Here is a 20,294-nt window from a genome sequence, read left to right on the forward strand (position 1 = left end):
TTTTGTTTGTATGTATTTTTTCCAGTATGATAGAAAGAGGAATTTGCAATGCAGGAGGTGCGAGCTGTTTGAATAAAACTAGTAGATGGGGAGCGGTTGCGCTCTGGGGAATCGTAATGGCGGGATGGCTAGGCATGCTGTTTGTTTTCTCATCGCAAACCTATGAGGAGCAGAGTATCCAGCCTTTTTTAAGAAGCCATTTTAATTATCACCAGCTTATGAGATGGCTGCCGGACATCACGATTCATTACCGAACGAGTGTTATTAATTCACACGTGAATCCATATCGATTTATTGAGTTTCTGTTCCGCAAGGGTGCGCATTTGTTCGTGTATGCAACGTTCTCGGCATTGCTGTTCATGTTTTTGCGTACGTTGATGCGCGGACGTGTATGGGTATCCATTCTGCTCACACTTCTAGCAGCAGTAGCCATTCCAGCTCTGGATGAGTGGAATCAACTAGGCTCTGATGAGAGAACGGGCAATGCGACAGACGTCGTGCTTGACTTTATGGGCGGCTGCGCGGGCTTGTTGGTCTGCATAGGCTTACTAGGAATCGTTAAGCTATGGAGGAGAAGAGGGCGGTCCAGATCTCGCTGACCAGTCTATCCGTGCATGCTGAAGCATGCGGCGATCATTAACCAAGCGCAGGTACGTAGATCTGCTGTACCGTGCGTGCTGAAGCATGCGGCGATCATTAACCAAGCGCAGGTACGTAAATCTGCTGTTCCGTGCATGCTGAAGCATGCAGCGGCCATAACCCAAGCGCAGGCACATAGAGCTGCCGTTCAAGCTGTTTATGCAGCTGGGCGGCGGCTCTTTTTTTGGGGGTGGAATGAGCATTGTTTAAGAGGGGGATTGGGCTCGGCAGACGGTCATCCTATCAGCCTTTCACAACTAGGTTTATAGCGATGAAATAGTTGCGGACAAAGCGCCCTGCTATCCCTTATAATTGTTTTTGGTCATTATAAAGATTCGGTAAATGTGGAGGAATCGCAGCGTGCAGCGCTATGAACAATTGGATTCACTTAGAGGGCTCGCGGCACTGGCCGTGATGATTGGACATTTCTTAATGGTGTTCACGCCTATTGTGCAGAACACATCAGGGCTAGGGCTGCTGGACTACCCGTTGAACCTGTTGAAATACACCCCCTTGCATGCGATTTGGGGCGGCCACGAAGCTGTCATTATGTTCTTTCTGTTAAGCGGCTTCGTGCTTTCGCTGCCATTCTTCAGCAATCGTCAACAGACCTACACGAAGTATGTGATTAAGCGGATTTGTCGTATCTATATCCCGTTTGTCATTGCGCTGCTTATCGCGATTGCGATGAGGGAAGCCGTGTACGTGTCGAAGCTGACCGATTTGACAAGCTATTACAACAACCTTTGGGTCATCCCGCCGAACTGGTCCTCATTTATTCATCACTTGCTCTTCGTAGGCAACTATAATACGACGCGGTACGATCCGATTCTATGGACACTCGTACATGAAATGCGAATCTCGCTATTATTTCCGTTCATTATGTTTGCTATCGTCAAAGGCGGCTGGAAGCTTGGACTTCCGCTGGCGCTGCTCTTATCTTACGGGGCCGAAATTTTGCTAGCCAGCCTCGAGACGCGTTATATGACAAACTTCGTTGTCTCGCTGCACTATGCTTCCTTTTTTATTGCAGGTGCTTTACTAGCAAAGTACCAGGGAGAGCTGAAGAAGCTGTTCTCGCGGTTGAATGGATGGTGGATGTCGCTGCTGCTCGTGATAGGGCTATGCTGCTATTCATTCAAATGGATCGGCTACGGCGAGGACTTTCACGATATGTTCATGCCGCATCGCGGTGATTGGATGACAGCGATTGGGGCTTCGATCTTCATCGTAGCCGCGATTTCCTCTGTTCGCTTGTCGCGGCAGCTGCAGCGAAGGCCGCTGCTGTTTTTGGGCAAAATATCGTACAGCCTTTATCTATATCATATGATCGTGCTGCTCTCACTCGTACATCTGCTGGATGGCAAGATAGACACGCCAATAATTGTCGTCATTGCTTTTGTGGTTTCGTTCGGAGCGGGAGCGATGAGCTATTATTTTGTCGAGCTGCCTTCGATTCGGTTAGGAAAGCGGCTAACCAATTGGGGCAAGAAACCGGCTGTTGGAACAGTGAGCCACGTTGAAGGTGCTCCGACAACCGTGTAAGGTAGCAAGCAAATGACCATGCATGTTGACAACGAGCAGCATCAGTCGGAGCTGCGTTAGCTCGAATATGAAGCTAGAGCCTAAGCAATAAAGGGATGCGACTGCATGCATGATGCGGGTGCATCCCTTTTGTTATCCATGCGAGAAGCGCTGCCGGTATTTGCGCGGAGAAATACCCTCGTACTTGGCGAAGCAAGAGGCAAAGTAGGCTGCATGGTTGAAGCCGACCTCCTCGCCGATACGGGCAACAGCCAGGTCGGTTTGGAGCAGCAGCAGCTTCGCTCGTTCAATGCGAAAGCGCATCAAATAATCGAATGGGGCGCAGCCGAATTCCTTCTGCATGCATCTTGCAATATAGACGGGATGGAAGTTGATGCTCTCGCCCAGCTCCTGGGCGGTTATGTTATCGCGGTAATGCTCCCGCAAGTAGGAGGCGGCTTGCTCCGCGCATAAGGCGGAGGGCGTCGGGCCCTGCGTTTCCATGGACGCGGACAAATGCTCGATGACCTCTTGGAATGCAAGCTGCTGCTTCCACTTGACGCTCGGAATATGGTCATTCATATTAAGCTGCACCAGCTGGTTGAGGAGACTCTCCATCTTGGAGGGCTGAAGCAGCTTAGTGAATTGCGGCAGCTGCTTCGTGAAGGTTTGCGTCGTATAAAAACTAGAGGAAAGCATGCGCTCCTTCGCTTTTTCGATCAGCTCATTTGTTCCTACGATCCGTTCCTCCGCTATGGCTTCCTCTGACATCCCCCATTGACCGGTCGTCTGGAAATGAATCCAGTAATAAGAGGTTTGCTCTTGGCAGGCACGCGTAGCGTAATGATAAGCGTCAGGACGCAGGATCAGAGCATGGCCGCCGCTCACTTCGTAGTGCTGCTCTTCTTCTCCGATATAGAGGCAGCCTCGCGTGACAACCAGCAGGTCGAACACTTCGATATTGCGTCTGCTGGGATGCTTGCGCCCTGCGGGTGCAAGGGTGTACCCGCCGATGATGTAATGCGGGAGCGGCGGGATGGTCATATGAATAATAGGCACTGGTTTGCTGGCTCCCCTATTTCGAAGTTGGAATCGTTATAGTTTCGGTTGTAAAAGTGATACATCAGGCTCAGTATAGCATCTATAATTTGAAATGACGAATGATCAATTGACAACGGATTCGGCTCCCGGCAGGGAGCTCGTGCAGGAGGAAAGCATAATGGCTTTGACGGATAAAAAATTCTCGCTTTGGATGCTGGCATGGCCGATATTTATCGAGCTGTTTTTGCAATTTTTATTAGGGGCCGCGGATACGCTTATGGTAAGCCGTATCAGCGACGATGCGGTTGCTGTAGTCGGCTTCTCCAACCAGCTGTTCCAAGCGCTTACGACTTTGTTTATTACTGTAGCAAGCGGTGCAGGCATCCTTATCGCCCAGAAGATAGGCTCCCGCAATGGCGAGGATGCGCGTACGATCGCTATCATGGCCGTAACGGTAAGTGCGATTATAGGTATTGGGCTCAGCGTTCTGCTTTATTTGATTCCAGGGGAAATCGCCGCAATACTCCAGCTTCCGGAGCATTTGATCCCGCTTGCGGAGACGTATATTTCTATCGTTGGCGGCGGTATGGTTCTCATTGCCGTCATGTCGGCGCTCAGCACGTCGATTCGGAATACGGGCAATACGAAAGGACCGATGTACACGGCAATCGGGATGAATGTGGTCCATGTATTTTTCAACTATGCATTCATCTTCGGCGCTTTCGGTTTCCCGAAATGGGGGCTGATGGGCGTAGCCGTCTCCACTGTGCTCTGCCGATTGCTGGCTACCATCGTACTGTTTATCATGTTCCTCAGCTCGTTTGAGAGGACGATCAGCTTGCGTGACTTTTCGCTGTTCAACCGCAAGCTGTTCGGTGACATTATCCGTATTGGCTGGCCTCTTGGCGTCAATATGTCCTGCTGGGTGTTCACGCAGCTGCTGATCTTCACGTTTCTGGCGATGCTGGGCTCGAATGAGCTGGCAGCACGAACGTATATGAATACACTCGAATCGTTCTGTTTTATGCTCGGCTATTCGATTGCGCTTGCGGTACAAATCCAGATTGCCCATTTATTCGGTGCGGGAAGGGTGAAGGAGGCTTACGGTCTCGCTTTCCGGGCGATGTGGATCGGTCTCGGTGTCGTGACGGTCAATGCATTCCTCATCTTCCTGTTCGGCAAGCAGCTGCTTGCCTTGTTCACTGACAGTAAGGAGATCGTGGCGCTCGGCGTCTCGCTGCTGGGTATGAACCTGCTGCTGCAGCCGGGCAAAATGATTAATATGGCGCTCGGGAATGCGTTGAACGCGGTCGGGGATACGCGCTATACGATGTGGACCTCCGTTTTCTCGATGTGGCTGGTGGCGACGGCTCTTGCTTATTACGTAGGTATCGAGCTTGGCTGGGGCTTGATCGGCATTTATGCTTGCATGATCCTGGATGAATACATCCGCGGCACCTTGTCGCTGCTTCGCTGGCGAGGCAAGAAATTTCTTCGCAAAGCCGAGTCGCAGGAGATTGCTGCAACGGCGCTGAGGAAACAAACCGCGCTGGAAGCGTAAGAAAAGCGTATAATAGAAGAAAAGAAAACGGCGGCTTCGATAGTGAAGGCTGCTGTTTTTCATATTTACAGTAAGGGAGAGTGTAGCGGGTATGGCATCCATGGTCATTATGAATGAAAAAATACGTGCCTCCGAGGTCCATCTAACGGGCTTGCGCGGCGAGGATCTTGGCATTGTAACACGCGATGAGGCGCTCGCGAAGGCGCGGGAGCTTAAGGTGGATCTCGTATGCACCTCGCTTATGAGCAGCCCGCCTCCGTGCAAGCTGGTAGCGAAGGGACAAGCCAAGCAGCAGGCGGGGCAAGAAAAACGCGGCGCGAAGGCGATGGAGCAGCCTGCCAAGGTGAAAGAGCTGCGTTTGACCCCGCATATCGAAGAGCATGATTATGATACGAAGCTTCGTCAGGCAGCGAAGCTGCTCGGCTCCGGCAATGGCGTCCAGCTAGTGGTGCGCATTCAGGGCAAGGAAGGTCCGAAGGCGAAGGAGCTGCTGGAGCGCATGGTGAAGGATTTGGCGGAGAACGGCAAGAAGCAGTCTGGCATCCAGGTGAGCGGCAAGCAAGCTGCTGTGCAAGTATTGCCATTGTAGCCAAGTAGCTGGTCTAGGGGGAATGGAGCTAATCCATAGTTCTATTCTCTCATTCTGCGCAGTTCATGAACACAATCGAAAGGTATTGCAGCCTGCAGCGGCGAAGAGTTCAAAGATGTGGCGGAGAGCAGCAAAAGATGTGGCGAAGAGTTCAAGGATGTGGCGGAGAGCAGCAAGAATGGATGACTACGGAGTCATGCATATTTCGTAGATAATCTAGTAAGGCAAAGCTGATATGATTCCCAGCAACATATATGTCGTATGTTATTAGGTAACAGTTATCACGTATGATTTTCAGTAATCGCTATTTTTGTATGCGCTTTCTTTGAAAGGCTGGCATAACCGAATGAATCGTATCCATACATTAAGGTATTTCATGATGCTGATCAGGGAGGTTGTCGATTGAAGAAGACGATACATACAGGACCAATCAAGCTGCCAAGACTGCCGGATCCGAAGCTATGGGTAAGCAAGGCGCCCTTCGGGCTTGGCCGCATTAAGCCGCATCATATAAAGGATACGTTGAAGGTGGCCTGGGATAACCGGGACAGCTTGCCGTATGCCTACCGCATACTAACGCAGGGCGTCTGCGACGGCTGCGCGCTTGGCGTATCCGGCTTGTATGACCAGACGCTGGAAGGACCGCATGTATGCACGACAAGGCTCAACGTGCTGCGCCTGAACACGATGCCAGCAATCAAGCCGTCTATGCTGCACGCGGACATTGACGAGCTGCGCAAGCTGGATAGTACTCAGCTGCGCAAGCTTGGGAGGCTGCCGTACCCGCTCATTCGCAGCAAGGGAGAACGCAGCTTTCGCAGAATTTCGTGGGATGAGGCATTGCGGCGCATCGCGGTGAAAGCGCGGGCAATCGATCCGAAGCAGCTGGCCTTCTATTTAACCGCCAGAGGCATTACGAATGAATCCTATTATGTGGCGGCGAAGGCGGCTAGACTCATCGGTACGAATAATATCGATAATGCGTCACGGATCTGCCATTCGCCTTCGAAGACGGCTATGAAACGCTCCCTAGGCGTTGGGGCATCTACCTGCAATTACAAGGATTGGATTGGTACCGACATCCTGGTGTTCTGGGGCAGCGTCGCCGCGAATAATCAGCCGGTGTCGACGAAATACATGTATGCGGCAAAGCGCAAGGGGACGAGAATTATCGTCATCAACCCCTACCGCGAGCCGGCAATGGAGGGGTACTGGATTCCATCGATACCGGAGTCGGCGCTGTTCGGTACGAAGCTGGCTGACGATTTCTATCAGGTGAACATCGGCGGAGACATCGCATTTATGCATGGCGTTATGAAGAGCTGGTTCGAAATGGAGGAGGAGCAGCCGGGGGCGGCAATTGATCATGCTTTCGTGAACGCACATACGAATGGGTATGAGGAGCTTCAGTCACATGTTCGGAACCAGGATTGGGAGCTGCTGGAGCAATCTTCCGGGCTGACGCGCTCAAGGATGCGGGAGTTCGCCGTGCTGCTGGCAGAAGCGAGCTCAGCGGTCTTCGTCTGGAGCATGGGGCTGACGCAGCATCGCTTCGGATCGGACAATATATCGCAGGTGGCGAATCTTGCGCTGCTGCGAGGCTTCCTTGGTCGAGAGCATTGCGGGCTGATGCCGATTCGCGGCCATAGCGGCGTGCAGGGTTCGGGAGAAATGGGAGCCGACCCATTCAGTCTGCCGGGCGGCGAATTCAAAGGCGGGGATATTAAGCGGATTGAGAAGCTCTGGGCCTTTAAGCTTCCTGAATGGCAGGGCGATATCGTGGGCGTGTCGCTGGAGAACGCCATGCTGCCGGAGCGCCATGAACGAAAGCTGAAGCTGTTTTATACGTCAGGCGGTAATTTTGTCGAGACGATGCCCGATCCGCAGTTCGTAAGACGCTGCTTGGAAGCAGTCGATATGCGCGTACACCAGGATATTGTGCTTAATACCTCGACGCTGCTGGATGCGGAGGAGGAGGTCATCGTTCTCCCCGCGATGACAAGGTATGAGCAGCCGGGAGGCGGTACTTCAACATCGACGGAACGAATGGTCTATTATTCGCCGGAGATCGCGGGTCCCCGGATCGAGGAGGCGCGCGCGGAATGGCAAATATACGCGGAGTTGGCAGCGCGGATTCGCCCGGAGCGGGCAGAAGCCATGGTGTTTCGTGATGCGCATGCCATTAGGAGGGAGATCGCCATGGCAGCACCAGACTATGCTGGTATCCAGAAGCTGGGCAAGCAAGGCGATGTGTTTCAATGGGGAGGCGCATGGCTGTGCGAGGGCGGATATTGTCCAACCGCAGACGGACGAGGCCAGCTGCTGCCGATTGCGCTCCCGGAGCTTCGCATACCGGAGGGGCATTTCTACGCGACGACGAGACGCGGGAAGCAATTTAATTCCATGATTTACGGAGAGAAGGACGCCTTCAATGCGGCGGGCCGCTATGACGTATTAATGAACGGAGAAGATTTAACGAGGCTTGCGATATCGGAAGGCGAAGCAATTGTCGTCTATAATCGGAGCGGCAGCTTTCATGGACGAGCGAAGCGTGAGGATATAGCGGCAGGCAACATTGAGCTTTATTGGCCGGAGGGCAACGGCTTATTTGCCAAAGGCGTGTATGAGCCGCTTGCCGGCATCCCGGAATACAATGCGTCCGTTATTGTGGAACGGGCGGACACTTACCATGCTTTTAAGGATACGAAATATATGGAGAAGCGGATCGTAGAGCTTGAGATGGAGCCGCCAAGTTAGGACGATGCGAGGGCGAAGCAGCAAGGGAGCAAGGAATCTCTTTGCCGTAAAGCCTTTTGGCAAAGACGCGTGGGGTGCAGGGAGGGGATGCATATGGAGCTTTCGAATACGACGAAATGGCGCATATTGAGATACGATGGCACTGCGCCTTTAGAGAGGGATGACGACATTGCCGCGGAATTCCCGCTCACTTTGAAGCTTGGCGGCGAAGAGTTCGCGACGCTGGTATGCTCGCCCACCAATCTGGAGGAGCTGGTCGTCGGTTTTCTAGCCTCCGAAGGCGTTATTCGCGAAGCGGGCCAGCTAAAGGCGCTCACCATTCATGAGGATACAGGCTTTGCTTACGTAGAGCTTGAGCATGAGCTAACGATCAGCCGTGACCATTATGCCAAGCGGTTTATCGGCTCCTGCTGCGGGAAGAGCAGACAGTTTTATTTTCACAATGACATGCTTACGGCCAAAACAATCATGACCCGCACCCGCATCTCGGCTGAGCAGTGCATCCGTTTCATGCACGAGCTGCAGGCGAGCTCTGCGGAATTCCGCAGCACGGGCGGCGTCCATAACGCGGCGATCGGTACGCCATCCGGGCTGCTTGCCGTCAGAACGGATATTGGCAGGCACAACGCGCTTGATAAGCTGTTCGGCTACTGCTTGATGCACCGCCTGCGCACCTCTGATAAGGTAATTGCCTTTAGTGGAAGATTATCTTCAGAAGCGGTGCTAAAAGCGGCTAAGATTGGCTGCGGCATTATGCTCAGCAAGTCGGCACCGACGGATCTCGCCCTGCGCCTTGCCGAGGATCTCGGCATCACCTGCGTAGGTTTTATTAGGGGCGGAGAGATGAACGTGTATACGCATGCGGAGCGAATTGATTTCGGCGATGGATTGACACTAAGGTAGTGATTGTATATCATTTTCTTGAAAATGATTATCAGAACGAGAGAAGAAGGAGTGTATGATGCTTTTACGATTTTTTGCCTATTATAAGCCTTACAAGAAGCTATTCCTGCTGGATTTCTGCTGTGCGGTACTGCTGGCTGTGCTTGAGCTATGCTTCCCGCTTGCGGTCAGCTATGTAATAGATACGCTGCTGCCGGACGAGAATTGGGGGCTGATTGTAACGGCCTGTGCGATTCTGCTTATTGTTTATATCATTAATACGCTGTTGCAATATGTTGTTACGTATTGGGGACATATGCTCGGCATTAACATTGAGACGGATATGCGCAAAAAGCTGTTCGACCATGTGCAGAAGCTATCCTTCCGTTTCTTCGACAACACTAAGACCGGTCATCTGATCTCGCGCCTGACGAATGACCTCTTCGAGATCGGCGAGGTCGCCCATCACGGGCCGGAGGATATGTTCATTGCGGCGATGACACTCGTAGGTGCTTTCGGGATCATGGCGTATATTAATCTGGAGCTGGCTATTCTCACCTTCGTAATCGTGCCGATTATTATTTGGCTCGTGCTCCTATTCAATGGAAAAATGACGAAAGCCGCGAATCGCCTGTTCTCGGATATGGCTGATTTCAACGCGCGCGTGGAGGATACGGTTGGCGGTATCCGCGTCGTTCAGGCGTTCTCCAATGAAGGCCATGAGGGAAAGCTGTTCAAATTAAACAACCTGCGCTTCCGCGAAGCCAAGCTTATTTCGTACAAAATTATTGGGTTGAACTCATCCATCACGTACATGCTGATGAGACTCGTATCCGTGTTCGTGCTTATTGCGGGCACATGGTTCGTTATTAAAGGGGAATTGAAATACGGAGAGTTCATCAGCTTCGTGCTTCTGACGAATATTTTCTTCAAGCCGATCGAAAAGATCAACGCCGTTATCGAGAGTTATCCGAAAGGGATCGCTGGATTTAAACGCTACGTTCAATTGCTGGAAACGGCTCCTGACGTTGCTGATAAGCCGAATGCGACCGAGGTAGACCGCCTATCCGGCAACATTGAGTATCGCCAAGTAACGTTCGGTTACGAAGGCGAAGCGAAGGTGCTCCAGAATATTGACCTGACGATTCGCGCAGGCGAGACGATCGCTTTCGTCGGACCGTCCGGGGCGGGCAAGACAACGCTCTGCAGCCTGCTGCCGCGGTTTTACGAGATTGAGGGCGGAAGCATCTCTGTCGACGGTTATGATATTCGCGATTTGAAGCTGGATTCGCTGAGGAAGCAAATTGGTATCGTTCAACAGGATGTGTTCCTGTTCGCAGGCACGATTCGCGAGAACATTGCCTATGGCAAGCTCGGAGCGTCGGACGAGGCTATCTGGCAGGCAGCACGCAGGGCGAAGCTGGAGGAATTCATCCATGCCCAGCCGCAAGGCCTCGATACGGTTGTTGGAGAGCGCGGCGTTAAGCTGTCCGGTGGGCAAAAGCAGCGCCTCGCCATTGCAAGGATGTTCCTCAAAAACCCGCCAATCCTCATTCTCGATGAAGCGACGTCGGCGCTCGACACGGAGACAGAAGCCGCGATTCAGCAATCATTGGCAGAATTGTCTGTAGGACGCACGACGCTAGTTATCGCGCATCGGCTTGCCACGATTAAGAACGCCGACAGAATCGTCGTCGTTACGGAGCAAGGGATTAGCGAGCAGGGTCGGCACGAGGAGCTCGTCTCGGCGGGCGGTATTTACAGCCGCCTGCACCATGCACAGTTCGGAGCGAGATAAGGAACACTGGCATTCTGTAATCAGTACGGATTTCTGTACCATTTATTATGCTGTGCAATATACCGAAATAATGCAGCGCAATATACCAAACGGCTCCCGAAATCATTTCGGGAGCCGTTTTCATTCAGAACGAGTGCTTACCTCTTCGCGTTGCTCCGATCCGCCTTCACTAGTCTAAGCAGCTCTCGCATATCGCTGGCCAGTCTATCCGGCGACAAGTTCTCGGCAAGAGCATCTGCCCGAATTTTCTCGATCGCTTTCACCGCCTTCGCTCCAGTTACGGTCAATACTTTGACATCGCCGCCCATGAAGGTTTTGATCTGGCTCGCAGCCATCGATAGATTATCGTGGCTTTCCTTGTCAGTCCCGCTTATACCGCCAAGCCCGTCATCCGGCGAATAGCCTTTACCCGACAGGCCTTCTGTCGGATCGAGCACTTTTCGCTGAACGTCATCGTACTTCGAGCCGGAGGCTGTCAGCTTCTCCGTAGCCAGCACGACGGTATCGTCGAACACGAATACGCGCACGTCGGGAATGCCGATTCCGCTTAGCCTTGATTCGAGATGGGCGGAGAAGCCGCTCGCATGCAGGCTGGAGCTGCCAATCATGCTGTATACGGATGTACCCATGCCGTTTGTGGTTTGGCCATGCTTGTTAGTCGTATGAAGCTTAGGACCGTTTTCGCTTGGAATAACGGAAGGATCATGAAGCATCTTGGCTTCTTGCTGCGATAAAGCTTTGGAATGCGTGGTGTTGGGTGTGTCACTGGCGCAGCCGGATAGGGCAGCAGCAGCTATTGATAAGGCAAGCAGCTTGCTGAGAGCGGTCATTGAACGATCATCCTCCATAGGTAGCAATTTGCTGTTAGGATGACCATTACCATCTTATGAATATTCATAGCTTCTTGGAAAATAATAAAAGAGGAATTTGAAATATCCAGGAGGTGCAGCGATTGAATCGAGACGATAAAGGGAAAAAGCCAAGCAAAGGTGCGGTAGACGGCAATTCGCGGCGAAAGTTTCTAATTAATAGCGGTTATGCATTGGGCGGCATCGTCGTGGGAGGAGCGCTTGGTTCCCTGATTAAACGAAAGCCAGCCGCCGAGACAGCGCCTGTTAAGGATGATGAAGGTAAGGCGGTCGAACCGAAAAACTACAATCGGGCGCTCATGTTTTTGACTCAGGATCAGTTTCGAATCGTGGAGAGCGCGACGGAGCGCATATTCCCGGAGGATGATGCCGGACCGGGAGCCAAATCGCTGGGCGTAGCCTTTTTCATCGACCATCAGCTTGCCGGGGAATGGGGGTTCAATGGTCGGGATTATATGATGCCACCGTTTTATACGGGAGAGAGCGTGCAGGGCTATCAAGGACGGCTCAAGCGAAAGGAAATGTTCGAGATCGGGCTGCGCGAGCTTGAAAATTACAGTATGACGAAATTTGATAAAAGCTTCGTGGAATTAACGGACGAGCAGCAGGATGAGCTGCTTAAGGCTTTCGAGTCGGACGAGGTGAAGCTGACGACGATCTCGGCGAGCGGTTTTTTCAAAATATTGCGGAGCAGTACGCTGGAAGGCGCATATAGCGATCCCTTGTATGGTGGCAATATGGATATGAACGGCTGGAAGATGCGCAACTATCCGGGGAATCAAATGAGCTACCTCACCATCATTGAGAAGGATTTCACAAAAATCGAGCCGAACAGCCTACAGGATCATTTGGTTGCTCATTAGCGAATCGGGAGGATATTATGGCCAAAACATTACCGAAAACCGATGTTGTCATTGTAGGTGTAGGCTGGGCTGGCGGCATTATTGCGGCCGAGCTGACCAAAAGCGGACTAAACGTCGTTGGGCTTGAACGAGGCAAGGAGCGTAAAACGGAGGATTATTTCATGGTGCATGACGAGCTTCGTTACGGCTTGCGTTACGAAATGATGCAGGATTTATCCAAAGAAACGATTACATTCCGCAGTAACGAGAAAACTCGTGCATTGCCTATGCGGCAATACGGCTCGTTTCTCATCGGTGACGGATTAGGCGGGGCGGGGGTGCACTGGAATGGGCAAACCTATCGTTTTCTGCCTTATGATTTCGAGATTCGCAGCAAGACCATCGAGAAGTATGGAAAAAACAAAATTCCGGCAGGCATGACGATCCAGGATTGGGGTATTACTTACGACGAGATCGAGCCGTATTATGACAAATTCGAGAAGCTTACCGGCATTTCTGGAGAAGTGAACCCGCTAGGCGGGAAACGGAGCAGTCCTTTCCCGACACCGCCGATGAAGAAGACTCCTGCGATGCAGATGTTCGTAGAAGCGGCAGGCCGCCTGAAGCTGAATCCGTATATGATGCCATCTGCCAATCTTTCGGAAAATTACACGAATCCAGATGGCATTACCCGTGCGGCATGCCAGTACTGCGGATATTGCGAGCGCTTCGGGTGTGAATATGGGGCTAAGGCAGATCCTGTAGTAACCGTCATTCCCGTTGCGAATAAAACCGGCAAATTCGAGATCCGTACCCATTCGAATGTACGGCGCATTCTACATAAGGGCGGCAAAGCAACAGGCGTCATGTACACTGACGTAACGACAGGTGAAGAGATTATTCAGCCTGCAGACATCGTTGTCGTGACAAGCTATGTGTTTAACAATGTCCGGCTGCTGCTGATGTCCGAGCTTGGCAAGCCCTATGATTCCTCTACCGGAACGGGAGTGATTGGACGGAATTACGCGTATCAGGTTGCCAAAGGCAGCGCGATCGGTTTTTTCGAGAATCAACAGTTCAATAACTTTGCGGGCGCGGGCGCGCTGGGCGTTTCGATTGATGATTATAACGGCGACAACTTTGACCACTCCGACCTGAATTTTATCCATGGGGGCGTGATTGCGATTGGCCAGCCAGGATCGAGGCCGATTCAGAACAATCCTGTTCCATCTGGAACGGCGTCTTGGGGCTCTGAATTCAAATCGAAGTCCGTTCATTATTCGAACCGAACAATTGGAGTTGGCGCGCAGGGGTCATCGATGTCGTTCAAGCACCATTTTCTCGATTTGGATTCGGCTTACAAGGATGTTTATGGGGATCCGCTTCTCCGCATTACGTTCGACTTTGAGGATCAAGACCGAGAGCTGGCAAAGTTTCTTGCTGATCGCTGCTCGAAGATTGTAACAGAGATGGGCGCGGATAAGGTTGATTATCTAAAGGAGCTTGGTCCCTATGACATTATGACGTATCAGTCGACCCATAACACTGGCGGCGTCATAATGGGGAGCAATCCGGGAAACTCAGCGGTAAATACGTATAGTCAAATGTGGGACGCGGAAAATGTGTTTGTAGTAGGGGCAAGCTCATTCCCCCAGAATGCAGGATACAATCCAACCAACACGGTAGGCGCGCTTGCTTATCGCGCGGCTGAAGGGATTGTAAAGTATCGTGAAAAAGGCGGTTTGCTCGGATAAGGCAAGCCAAATGCGCACAAACAAAAAAGGCTGTTCCCGATAAAACACGGGAACGGCCTTTTTTGTTCTGCTTTTGTTCAGCTTATGCTCAGCTGGTTACAGCAGCTTCTGCACGTCCTCTTTTTTGTCCGCGGAAGAAGCAGGCTGTTCATCGTCTACGATGCCACGCGTTGAGCTGCGGAATTCGCGAAGCGTATCGCCGAATGCCCGTCCGAGCAGCGGAAGCTTAGCCGGCCCGAAAACGATGAGCGCGATAAGCAGAATAATAACCAATCCTGAGACTCCGATATTGTTTAACATGTAGATTTCTCCTTTTTGATTCAAGTAGGGGTTGGAACCGCGCTGACCCGTTTCGCATATCTCCGCGTTACGAGCACGCTGATTTCGAAGAGCAGGAGCAGCGGCACGGTCACGGATAGATGAGAGACAAAGTCGGGCGGAGAGATACAGGCTCCGACGACGGCCAAGCTGACATAAGCGTATTTGCGCGATCCGTTCAGCCGCTCGGGAGTGAGCAATCCGATTTTGGTTAGAAATAGGATGACGAGCGGCATTTCGAAGGCAACGCCTAGCGGGAACACGACGCTAAACAGAAAGGAGAAGTATCGATCGATCCCATAGGTCTCGACTGCACCGACGTTGTGGTTCATCTCGATCATGAATCCGAGCATCATCGGGAACACGAGAAAGTAGCTGAAGGATACGCCAATTAGAAACAGCAGGAACGACACGGGTACGTAGGCAAGAGTTCCTTTGGCCTCTGTATCCGTCAGCCCGGGCTTCACAAATGCCCAAGTATGATACAGCAGCACGGGCAGCGTGAACAAAATGGCAAACAGGAAGGCGCATCGCAAATAGATAAACAGGCCGTCCGTGAACGAAAAAACATTCCACTCGACGGATTTGGCGGTCAAGCCTGATTTAATGTACCTCAATATCATGGGGGCAACGTATAGTCCACCGCTCATTGAGACGAAGAAACAAGCGATAACGATGATCAGCCTCTTTCTCAGCTCGGTCAGATGGTTGACCAAATCCCCTTGTAAATCCACAAAACCACCCCGCAGTAAAAGCTTATTTCGTTTAAACGGTCATGACATTTCTTTAGGATAACCATTAAACATGCCGTTATGCGCAGGCTTGCCTTTTCTGAAAATGATTGGGAAGCTGCGCATAAGCTATGGGTTTTAGGGGAAGTTAATAATAAATCTCCCAATACCTAGGAGGCAAAAAAATGAATAATCACTACAAATGGTTGATGATGCTTACCGTGTTCCTGTTGTTTATTTCGCTTGCTGCTTGCGGTGGCAATAAAACGAATAACGGAGCGAAAGACGAAACGCCAGCCGATAATAACGGTAACGCGACGGTCAATACGGCTGAAGCGGAGTCTTTGTACGGCAAAAACTGCGTAAGCTGTCATGCGGTAGATCTTGGCGGAGGGGTTGGACCTAACCTGCAGCATGTAGGTGCGGAGATGTCTGCTGATCAGATCACGACACAAATAAGCAATGGCGGGAACGGGATGCCTGCTTATAAAGGACAGCTGAAGGACGAGGAAATTGCTGCGCTTGCCAGTTGGCTGGCTGGGCATAAATAACGCGAAACAACTAGTAGCCCCTTAGAAAGATATCAATTCTAAGGGGCTACTGCTGTTTATTTATTAAACTTATTTATTCGATTCAATTTGTTTAATGGGATCCTTTCATATTCAAAACGGTTGTATATCGTTCTTGCCATTAGAATGTGTAAGATTCACCGTCATTCGGTACTAAAACGGAAGTAGATAACCCTTTTTCTGCAAGGAATCTTTTTAATTCCTCTCTTGATAAGGTCCAGTGGTTCACTGCTTCCATATGGACGGTAATGATTGTGGAGTTTGAAGCTGCTTGCGTTACTTGATAAATATCATCTTTACCCATTACTAAAGAACCGCCTTGTAGGAACTGGTTATCTCCGCCATTTACGACAATAATCTCTGGTTTATGGGTTTCGATTACTTCCTGGATGGCTTCATACCAAACGGTATCTCCAGCTACGTAGATTGTTTTTTCATCTTCGTGCTTAAAAACAACGCCACATACATCGCCCGTCAGTTTTAATAGTTCCCCTCGACCGTGTTCTCCTTTTGTTTTGATTAGCTGGATATTTTCAAAACGTGAATCTTCATTGAGAACTTCTACTCTCTCAAAACCAGCATTTCGAACTTCCTTAGCGTCTTTTTCGTTTTGTACAAACATCGGGATATCCTTTGGCAGTGCCTCTTTTGCTTTATCGTCAAAATGATCTAAATGCAGATGGGTTACAATAACAGCATCCACATTTATAATGTTGTCAAGGGAAGTAGATAAGCTAACGAGCGGGTTGAATTGATCCTGTCGCAACGAGTTCGGCAATGGAGGGTAAGTTCCTTTGTCAGCCAAAAATGGATCAACTAAAAATTTCTTTCCCGCATATTCGACAACCAAAGTTGCATTTCTAATTAGTGTAACTTTCATTATTACATCCCCTTTGTTTTGATATATATGTATTGTATGGGATAGACATATGGGTTTACAGAGCTTAATTCAAGTCGTTTAGCGTTTTCACTTGATATTTGAAAAACATTCAATAGGGAGGATTACTATGGATCAAACCGATATGCTTATCTTGGCTGAGTTATCTGAAAATAGTCGTATCACAATGAAGGAATTAGGAGGTAAAGTGTATTTGACCGGACAAGCAGCCGCAAGCCGTGTTGCGAAGCTGGTGGATACTGGCGTTATTGAGGGGTATTCGATTAAAGTTAACCAAGCTAAATTAGGATGCATGATGCACGTCTTTATTACGATTTTTACGAATAGCCATAATCATCAGCCATTGCTTGCCTTTATTCAAATGCAAGGGCACTACATATTGAATAACTATAAAATCAGTGGAGATGGATGTTATCTGCTTGAGTGTAGATTTCCCTCGAATGAACACATAGATCAGTTTCTTGATGGATTGAGCGAACATGCAAACTACAAAATATCTATTGTTATTAAAAGATCGTGAGAATTTATGAATGAGATAACGGGAAAAGACGGATCATCGATCAAAGATTGAGCATCAATTGCGAATAGCAGGTGAGGCAAGGCATGAAAGTAGAATAGGTAGGCATGGCGGCTTCCGCAGCAAGCATCATTCTGAGCGGCATGTTCTTATTCGCGAATCCATATTCCGAAGCGGCGGCGTGGCCCCAAATATTAGGTTCTACGAAAGTTAGAACTGCCGTTCATTTGCAGCCGCGGCTATGATGGATGCATAGCTGATAGAAGCTAAGGATGGAGTGGGTTAATATGGGGAGCGACATGTCGGATCTGATGATTAGAAAGCTAATGACAACCTTTGTGATATCGACGTTGGCATCTATTGTTTTGCCTTTGTTTAGTTGGTTGGGGAACGACGGTTCGATAGCGCTGAATCAAGTTAGGACAGACATTTTCTATACCATACTTTTTTACAACATGTGTATAGGAACTGTTATTTTCATTTATGGCAATGCGGCTTCTTTAGTGATTGAGTGGTTTCGCTGCAAATGGTTTGCACGCTGGTTATGGCTAGGCGTATTGCTGCATGGTCTTTTTGGGATGGGTCTAGGTTTGCTTGCAAAAAGCTGGTTCCTTTTGTTAATCGGCGTTCTCATTGCATTAGCCTATGGGGCGTTGGATTGGTGGCTGGAGGCTAGGATGCTGAAAGGGAAGAGAGTCGCTTTTATCATGCTTCTTCCCGTTGCGCTGTACGCGGTAACTTGGGGAGTGCTGGACGGGAAGGCCCCGCCTGAACCCCCGTTTTCTCCTGAGGAAGCAGTAGCTTTTGCCACGCAAGGGAAGGGAACGACCATTCAAGCCTTTCCTGATCATATCGGCATATGGCGAGGAACGATTGAAGGTTATCAGGTCGATAGGGAAACCAGCGTGGAAGAGACAGCAGGGAACCGCTGCAGCTGCATTGTTACGTTTACTGAAACGTGGCGGAAAGGAAACATAACGAATTCACGGTTCTTTGCTTATCAAGTCGACCGTGATTCAATGACCTTTTATAAGAGTAGTGGAGCTAATCCTCCCTATGCGAGTACTAACCTAAAAGAGTGAGGCGGGATCGTTTGTTTTCGAAGAAGAGACATATCCAGATAGATGACGAAAGCAGGCTTGAAGGCGACGACGAGGCGCAGACAATGGTAATCGTTACGTTTCCGGACGGCTCGCGATGGAACTCCAACGTATATACGATGAAATGCATCCAATCCATTCGTGAAGACAATCGAGGCATTGGGGATAGCGGGTTTATATGGTCGGCCAATCCGCTATTGATTGTTGACTTCATTAACAGAGCACAGATCGAGGAAATGATTGATAAAAGCATCGTCGATGGCTTCTTCGTATACATGTTCGAGTATTTCGGTGCCGTACGGAAGCGTGAGCTGGATCAGTATCCGGATGGTTTTTTTGAGACGGACAGTAAGCTGGACCATGATATTGTCATGCGCCATGCGAGCACGCTCTATGAAATGCTACAGCATACGAGCGATGAGTTCAAGGAAGCATTGAAAGACTATTTGTTTGGCGATCGTCAGGTAACGATTAACGATTTAAAGCTTCTCCCCATCCTACAAGCCGAGAATGTACAAGCTGCCGAGGCAGACAGGCCAGGGCAAGAATTGAAGCTCGCATGGGAACATATTTTTGCCGCGGGACTGGATGACGACGAGAAAGACCAAATCGCAATGGACCAGTATTTATGGCATGCGTTCAGCTACAAGAAGACACCTTGCTTAAAAGAAGACGAAGCGATAAAAGCTTTTCACGATGCAAGCAAGCAGGGTTGCTATGTTTTTTACCAAGATCATGACTTGGCTCTGTTCGTAGCAGACGCTGGCCGGTTAACGGCAAATCTGCTCGAAAGTGAGCAGGATATATACATCGTAGATCAAAACTTTGAGTGGACGTTCGTAAAGACACATGAGTCCTACTGCGGTCCTTATTTCTGTTCCATAAGATAGGGGCAGGAAGCTCCTGAACTACGGCACCTCATAGCTGCTGATGGAAATCGCCGGCTTGTCGCCTGGACTATACATTTCGCCTGGTATGGATATGGGCTGTATTTCTGCTCCATGCTCGTCAACAAGCACGTGTTTTATGCCCCTGGACGGTCTTGTGCTTGACGTGTGATAGATACCGCTATTTGGAATCCGAATGACCTCATACCCTTTTATCCTAGGAATAGGCGGGCTGCCCTCCTCCCCGTAATAAATGCTGACCGTACCATGGAAATGTTGCGGAATTTGGTGAATGACAGGTCTGTTTTGCTCAACTGCAGCAGCAATGAAGTGATTGGGAAGATAGATGATTACGATTGACGCAAGAATAAAGGGCATGTAACCTTTCTTTCTATTGGATATCAACGAGCCGATTGTAAATATGGCAGACGAGCTTGCGAATAGCAGCATGAATAGCATGGCTTCAGGTATGAATAAATCTCTAAGACGCCAGATGCCGAAGCCTATCATGAAGAAAACAGAAGCGGCTGCTATAATGCTTAAACCGATAAACAGAGTGATTCGCAGCAAAACGGCTCGTTTTCGCCACCTAAACATAAGGGTATAGCAGGGAAGGATTAGAAAGATATAAGAAGGGAGCGTCCAGTGAATTAACTTGCTGGCATCGCTGCCGATGCCTTGGTCATAGACGATGATCAGATAGCTTAGATAGGCGAGCACGCCTGCAAAATAGCTGGTGACAGCTACCAAAACATAGAACAGTTTATGCTTCACAACGTTGAATCCTCCTCTATGCATGTCGTGTGCTTTTACTCATTCAGCATAACGCACGCATAGGGGAGGGCAGTAGTTCTATCTTTTGTAGTACTTTTATAAAGGGAATGGGGGAGGAGACTTGTGTGGGTGCCGGCTAGCTAAAGGACAGATAGCGGTGTAGTCTCCGGGAGAAACACGATTTTGTCTGCAGCATGAGTCGCAAAGGTAATTGCTGCGATTCAGCACATGGAAGTGGGAGTTA

20 protein-coding genes are annotated in these 20,294 nt (G+C 50.0%); 14 read left to right on the plus strand and 6 right to left on the minus strand.

What is annotated here, in order from left to right:
- The first annotated feature begins 68 nt into the window (after positions 1-68).
- The 3 genes from AB4Z29_RS22800 to AB4Z29_RS22810 all read left to right on the plus strand — a co-directional run bounded on the left by AB4Z29_RS22800 (position 69) and on the right by AB4Z29_RS22810 (position 2,184).
- The gene (locus AB4Z29_RS22800) at positions 69-599 is read left to right on the plus strand and encodes a VanZ family protein (RefSeq protein ID WP_441945281.1); all 531 of its coding nucleotides are present in this window, start codon (positions 69-71) and stop codon (positions 597-599) included.
- A 15-nt stretch (positions 600-614) separates the two neighbouring features.
- On the plus strand, positions 615-908 hold the full coding sequence (locus AB4Z29_RS22805; protein ID WP_441945282.1) for a hypothetical protein: 294 nt from the start codon (positions 615-617) through the stop codon (positions 906-908).
- Between the two features lie 91 nt (positions 909-999).
- Entirely contained in the window at positions 1,000-2,184 is a 1,185-nt protein-coding gene (locus AB4Z29_RS22810) for an acyltransferase family protein (protein WP_441945283.1), read from the plus strand.
- A 132-nt stretch (positions 2,185-2,316) separates the two neighbouring features.
- Here AB4Z29_RS22810 and AB4Z29_RS22815 read toward each other — a convergent pair whose 3' ends face one another.
- Complete coding sequence (locus AB4Z29_RS22815) at positions 2,317-3,222, minus strand: helix-turn-helix transcriptional regulator (RefSeq protein ID WP_441945284.1); 906 nt, start codon at positions 3,220-3,222, stop codon at positions 2,317-2,319.
- A gap of 160 nt (positions 3,223-3,382) precedes the next feature.
- Here AB4Z29_RS22815 and AB4Z29_RS22820 point away from each other — a divergent pair, with 160 nt between their 5' ends.
- From AB4Z29_RS22820 to AB4Z29_RS22840, 5 genes are all read left to right on the plus strand, one after another.
- Entirely contained in the window at positions 3,383-4,765 is a 1,383-nt protein-coding gene (locus AB4Z29_RS22820; protein WP_441945285.1) for an MATE family efflux transporter, read from the plus strand.
- Between the two features lie 100 nt (positions 4,766-4,865).
- Entirely contained in the window at positions 4,866-5,354 is a 489-nt protein-coding gene (gene infC / locus AB4Z29_RS22825) for a translation initiation factor IF-3 (protein WP_441945359.1), read from the plus strand.
- A gap of 402 nt (positions 5,355-5,756) precedes the next feature.
- Positions 5,757-8,111 (plus strand): FdhF/YdeP family oxidoreductase, encoded by a 2,355-nt coding sequence (locus AB4Z29_RS22830; protein WP_441945286.1) that lies wholly within the window; start codon positions 5,757-5,759, stop codon positions 8,109-8,111.
- Between the two features lie 93 nt (positions 8,112-8,204).
- Entirely contained in the window at positions 8,205-9,014 is an 810-nt protein-coding gene (gene fdhD, locus AB4Z29_RS22835) for a formate dehydrogenase accessory sulfurtransferase FdhD (RefSeq protein ID WP_441945287.1), read from the plus strand.
- Positions 9,015-9,072: 58 nt separating this feature from the next.
- Positions 9,073-10,791, plus strand: coding sequence for an ABC transporter ATP-binding protein (locus AB4Z29_RS22840; protein ID WP_441945360.1), 1,719 nt, complete (start codon positions 9,073-9,075; stop codon positions 10,789-10,791).
- Between the two features lie 137 nt (positions 10,792-10,928).
- Here the strand turns inward: AB4Z29_RS22840 and AB4Z29_RS22845 are convergent, their stop codons facing one another.
- The gene (locus AB4Z29_RS22845) at positions 10,929-11,621 is read right to left on the minus strand and encodes a hypothetical protein (RefSeq protein ID WP_441945288.1); all 693 of its coding nucleotides are present in this window, start codon (positions 11,619-11,621) and stop codon (positions 10,929-10,931) included.
- A 122-nt stretch (positions 11,622-11,743) separates the two neighbouring features.
- Between AB4Z29_RS22845 and AB4Z29_RS22850 the strand changes: the two genes are divergently transcribed.
- On the plus strand, positions 11,744-12,523 hold the full coding sequence (locus tag AB4Z29_RS22850) for a gluconate 2-dehydrogenase subunit 3 family protein (RefSeq protein ID WP_441945289.1): 780 nt from the start codon (positions 11,744-11,746) through the stop codon (positions 12,521-12,523).
- A 17-nt stretch (positions 12,524-12,540) separates the two neighbouring features.
- Positions 12,541-14,256 carry a GMC family oxidoreductase gene (locus AB4Z29_RS22855; protein ID WP_441945290.1) on the plus strand — a complete coding sequence of 572 codons (1,716 nt, stop codon included), beginning with the start codon at positions 12,541-12,543 and terminating at the stop codon, positions 14,254-14,256.
- Between the two features lie 96 nt (positions 14,257-14,352).
- On the opposite strand, the gene AB4Z29_RS22860 is transcribed toward AB4Z29_RS22855, so the two are convergent.
- Positions 14,353-14,556: a twin-arginine translocase TatA/TatE family subunit gene (locus tag AB4Z29_RS22860; protein ID WP_441945291.1), complete on the minus strand. Its 204-nt coding sequence runs from the start codon at positions 14,554-14,556 to the stop codon at positions 14,353-14,355.
- Between the two features lie 20 nt (positions 14,557-14,576).
- A complete protein-coding gene (gene tatC, locus AB4Z29_RS22865) occupies positions 14,577-15,308 on the minus strand; it encodes a twin-arginine translocase subunit TatC (RefSeq protein WP_441945292.1) in 732 nt (243 codons plus the stop codon).
- 182 nt (positions 15,309-15,490) lie between these two features.
- On the opposite strand from tatC, the gene AB4Z29_RS22870 reads away from it, so the two are divergent.
- Positions 15,491-15,856, plus strand: coding sequence for a c-type cytochrome (locus AB4Z29_RS22870; protein WP_441945293.1), 366 nt, complete (start codon positions 15,491-15,493; stop codon positions 15,854-15,856).
- A gap of 139 nt (positions 15,857-15,995) precedes the next feature.
- On the opposite strand, the gene AB4Z29_RS22875 is transcribed toward AB4Z29_RS22870, so the two are convergent.
- A complete protein-coding gene (locus AB4Z29_RS22875; RefSeq protein ID WP_441945294.1) occupies positions 15,996-16,754 on the minus strand; it encodes an MBL fold metallo-hydrolase in 759 nt (252 codons plus the stop codon).
- A gap of 127 nt (positions 16,755-16,881) precedes the next feature.
- Here AB4Z29_RS22875 and AB4Z29_RS22880 point away from each other — a divergent pair, with 127 nt between their 5' ends.
- From AB4Z29_RS22880 to AB4Z29_RS22890, 3 genes are all read left to right on the plus strand, one after another.
- Positions 16,882-17,292 carry an Lrp/AsnC family transcriptional regulator gene (locus AB4Z29_RS22880; RefSeq protein ID WP_441945295.1) on the plus strand — a complete coding sequence of 137 codons (411 nt, stop codon included), beginning with the start codon at positions 16,882-16,884 and terminating at the stop codon, positions 17,290-17,292.
- A gap of 284 nt (positions 17,293-17,576) precedes the next feature.
- Positions 17,577-18,371 (plus strand): hypothetical protein, encoded by a 795-nt coding sequence (locus AB4Z29_RS22885; RefSeq protein ID WP_441945296.1) that lies wholly within the window; start codon positions 17,577-17,579, stop codon positions 18,369-18,371.
- Between the two features lie 11 nt (positions 18,372-18,382).
- A complete protein-coding gene (locus AB4Z29_RS22890; RefSeq protein ID WP_441945297.1) occupies positions 18,383-19,279 on the plus strand; it encodes a DUF4275 family protein in 897 nt (298 codons plus the stop codon).
- Positions 19,280-19,297: 18 nt separating this feature from the next.
- Here AB4Z29_RS22890 and AB4Z29_RS22895 read toward each other — a convergent pair whose 3' ends face one another.
- Positions 19,298-20,050, minus strand: a complete 753-nt coding sequence (locus AB4Z29_RS22895; protein ID WP_441945298.1) for a DUF6843 domain-containing protein — start codon at positions 20,048-20,050, stop codon at positions 19,298-19,300.
- Between the last annotated feature and the right edge of the window lie 244 nt (positions 20,051-20,294).

Origin of the sequence: Paenibacillus sp. 2TAB23 (assembly GCF_052115165.1) — a bacterium.
GTDB lineage: Bacteria > Bacillota > Bacilli > Paenibacillales > Paenibacillaceae > Pristimantibacillus.

Bases quoted from the DNA above. Each gene is read 5' to 3' on its own strand.
- AB4Z29_RS22805 (WP_441945282.1), top strand. From the start codon at position 615: ATGCTGAAGCATGCGGCGATCATTAACCAAGCGCAGGTACGTAGATCT.
- AB4Z29_RS22840 (WP_441945360.1), top strand. From the start codon at position 9,073: ATGCTTTTACGATTTTTTGCCTATTATAAGCCTTACAAGAAGCTATTC.
- AB4Z29_RS22855 (WP_441945290.1), top strand. From the start codon at position 12,541: ATGGCCAAAACATTACCGAAAACCGATGTTGTCATTGTAGGTGTAGGC.
- AB4Z29_RS22875 (WP_441945294.1), bottom strand. From the start codon at position 16,754: ATGAAAGTTACACTAATTAGAAATGCAACTTTGGTTGTCGAATATGCG.
- AB4Z29_RS22860 (WP_441945291.1), bottom strand. From the start codon at position 14,556: ATGTTAAACAATATCGGAGTCTCAGGATTGGTTATTATTCTGCTTATC.
- AB4Z29_RS22845 (WP_441945288.1), bottom strand. From the start codon at position 11,621: ATGACCGCTCTCAGCAAGCTGCTTGCCTTATCAATAGCTGCTGCTGCC.
- AB4Z29_RS22820 (WP_441945285.1), top strand. From the start codon at position 3,383: ATGGCTTTGACGGATAAAAAATTCTCGCTTTGGATGCTGGCATGGCCG.
- fdhD (WP_441945287.1), top strand. From the start codon at position 8,205: ATGGAGCTTTCGAATACGACGAAATGGCGCATATTGAGATACGATGGC.
- infC (WP_441945359.1), top strand. From the start codon at position 4,866: ATGGTCATTATGAATGAAAAAATACGTGCCTCCGAGGTCCATCTAACG.
- AB4Z29_RS22880 (WP_441945295.1), top strand. From the start codon at position 16,882: ATGGATCAAACCGATATGCTTATCTTGGCTGAGTTATCTGAAAATAGT.
- AB4Z29_RS22870 (WP_441945293.1), top strand. From the start codon at position 15,491: ATGAATAATCACTACAAATGGTTGATGATGCTTACCGTGTTCCTGTTG.
- AB4Z29_RS22885 (WP_441945296.1), top strand. From the start codon at position 17,577: ATGGGGAGCGACATGTCGGATCTGATGATTAGAAAGCTAATGACAACC.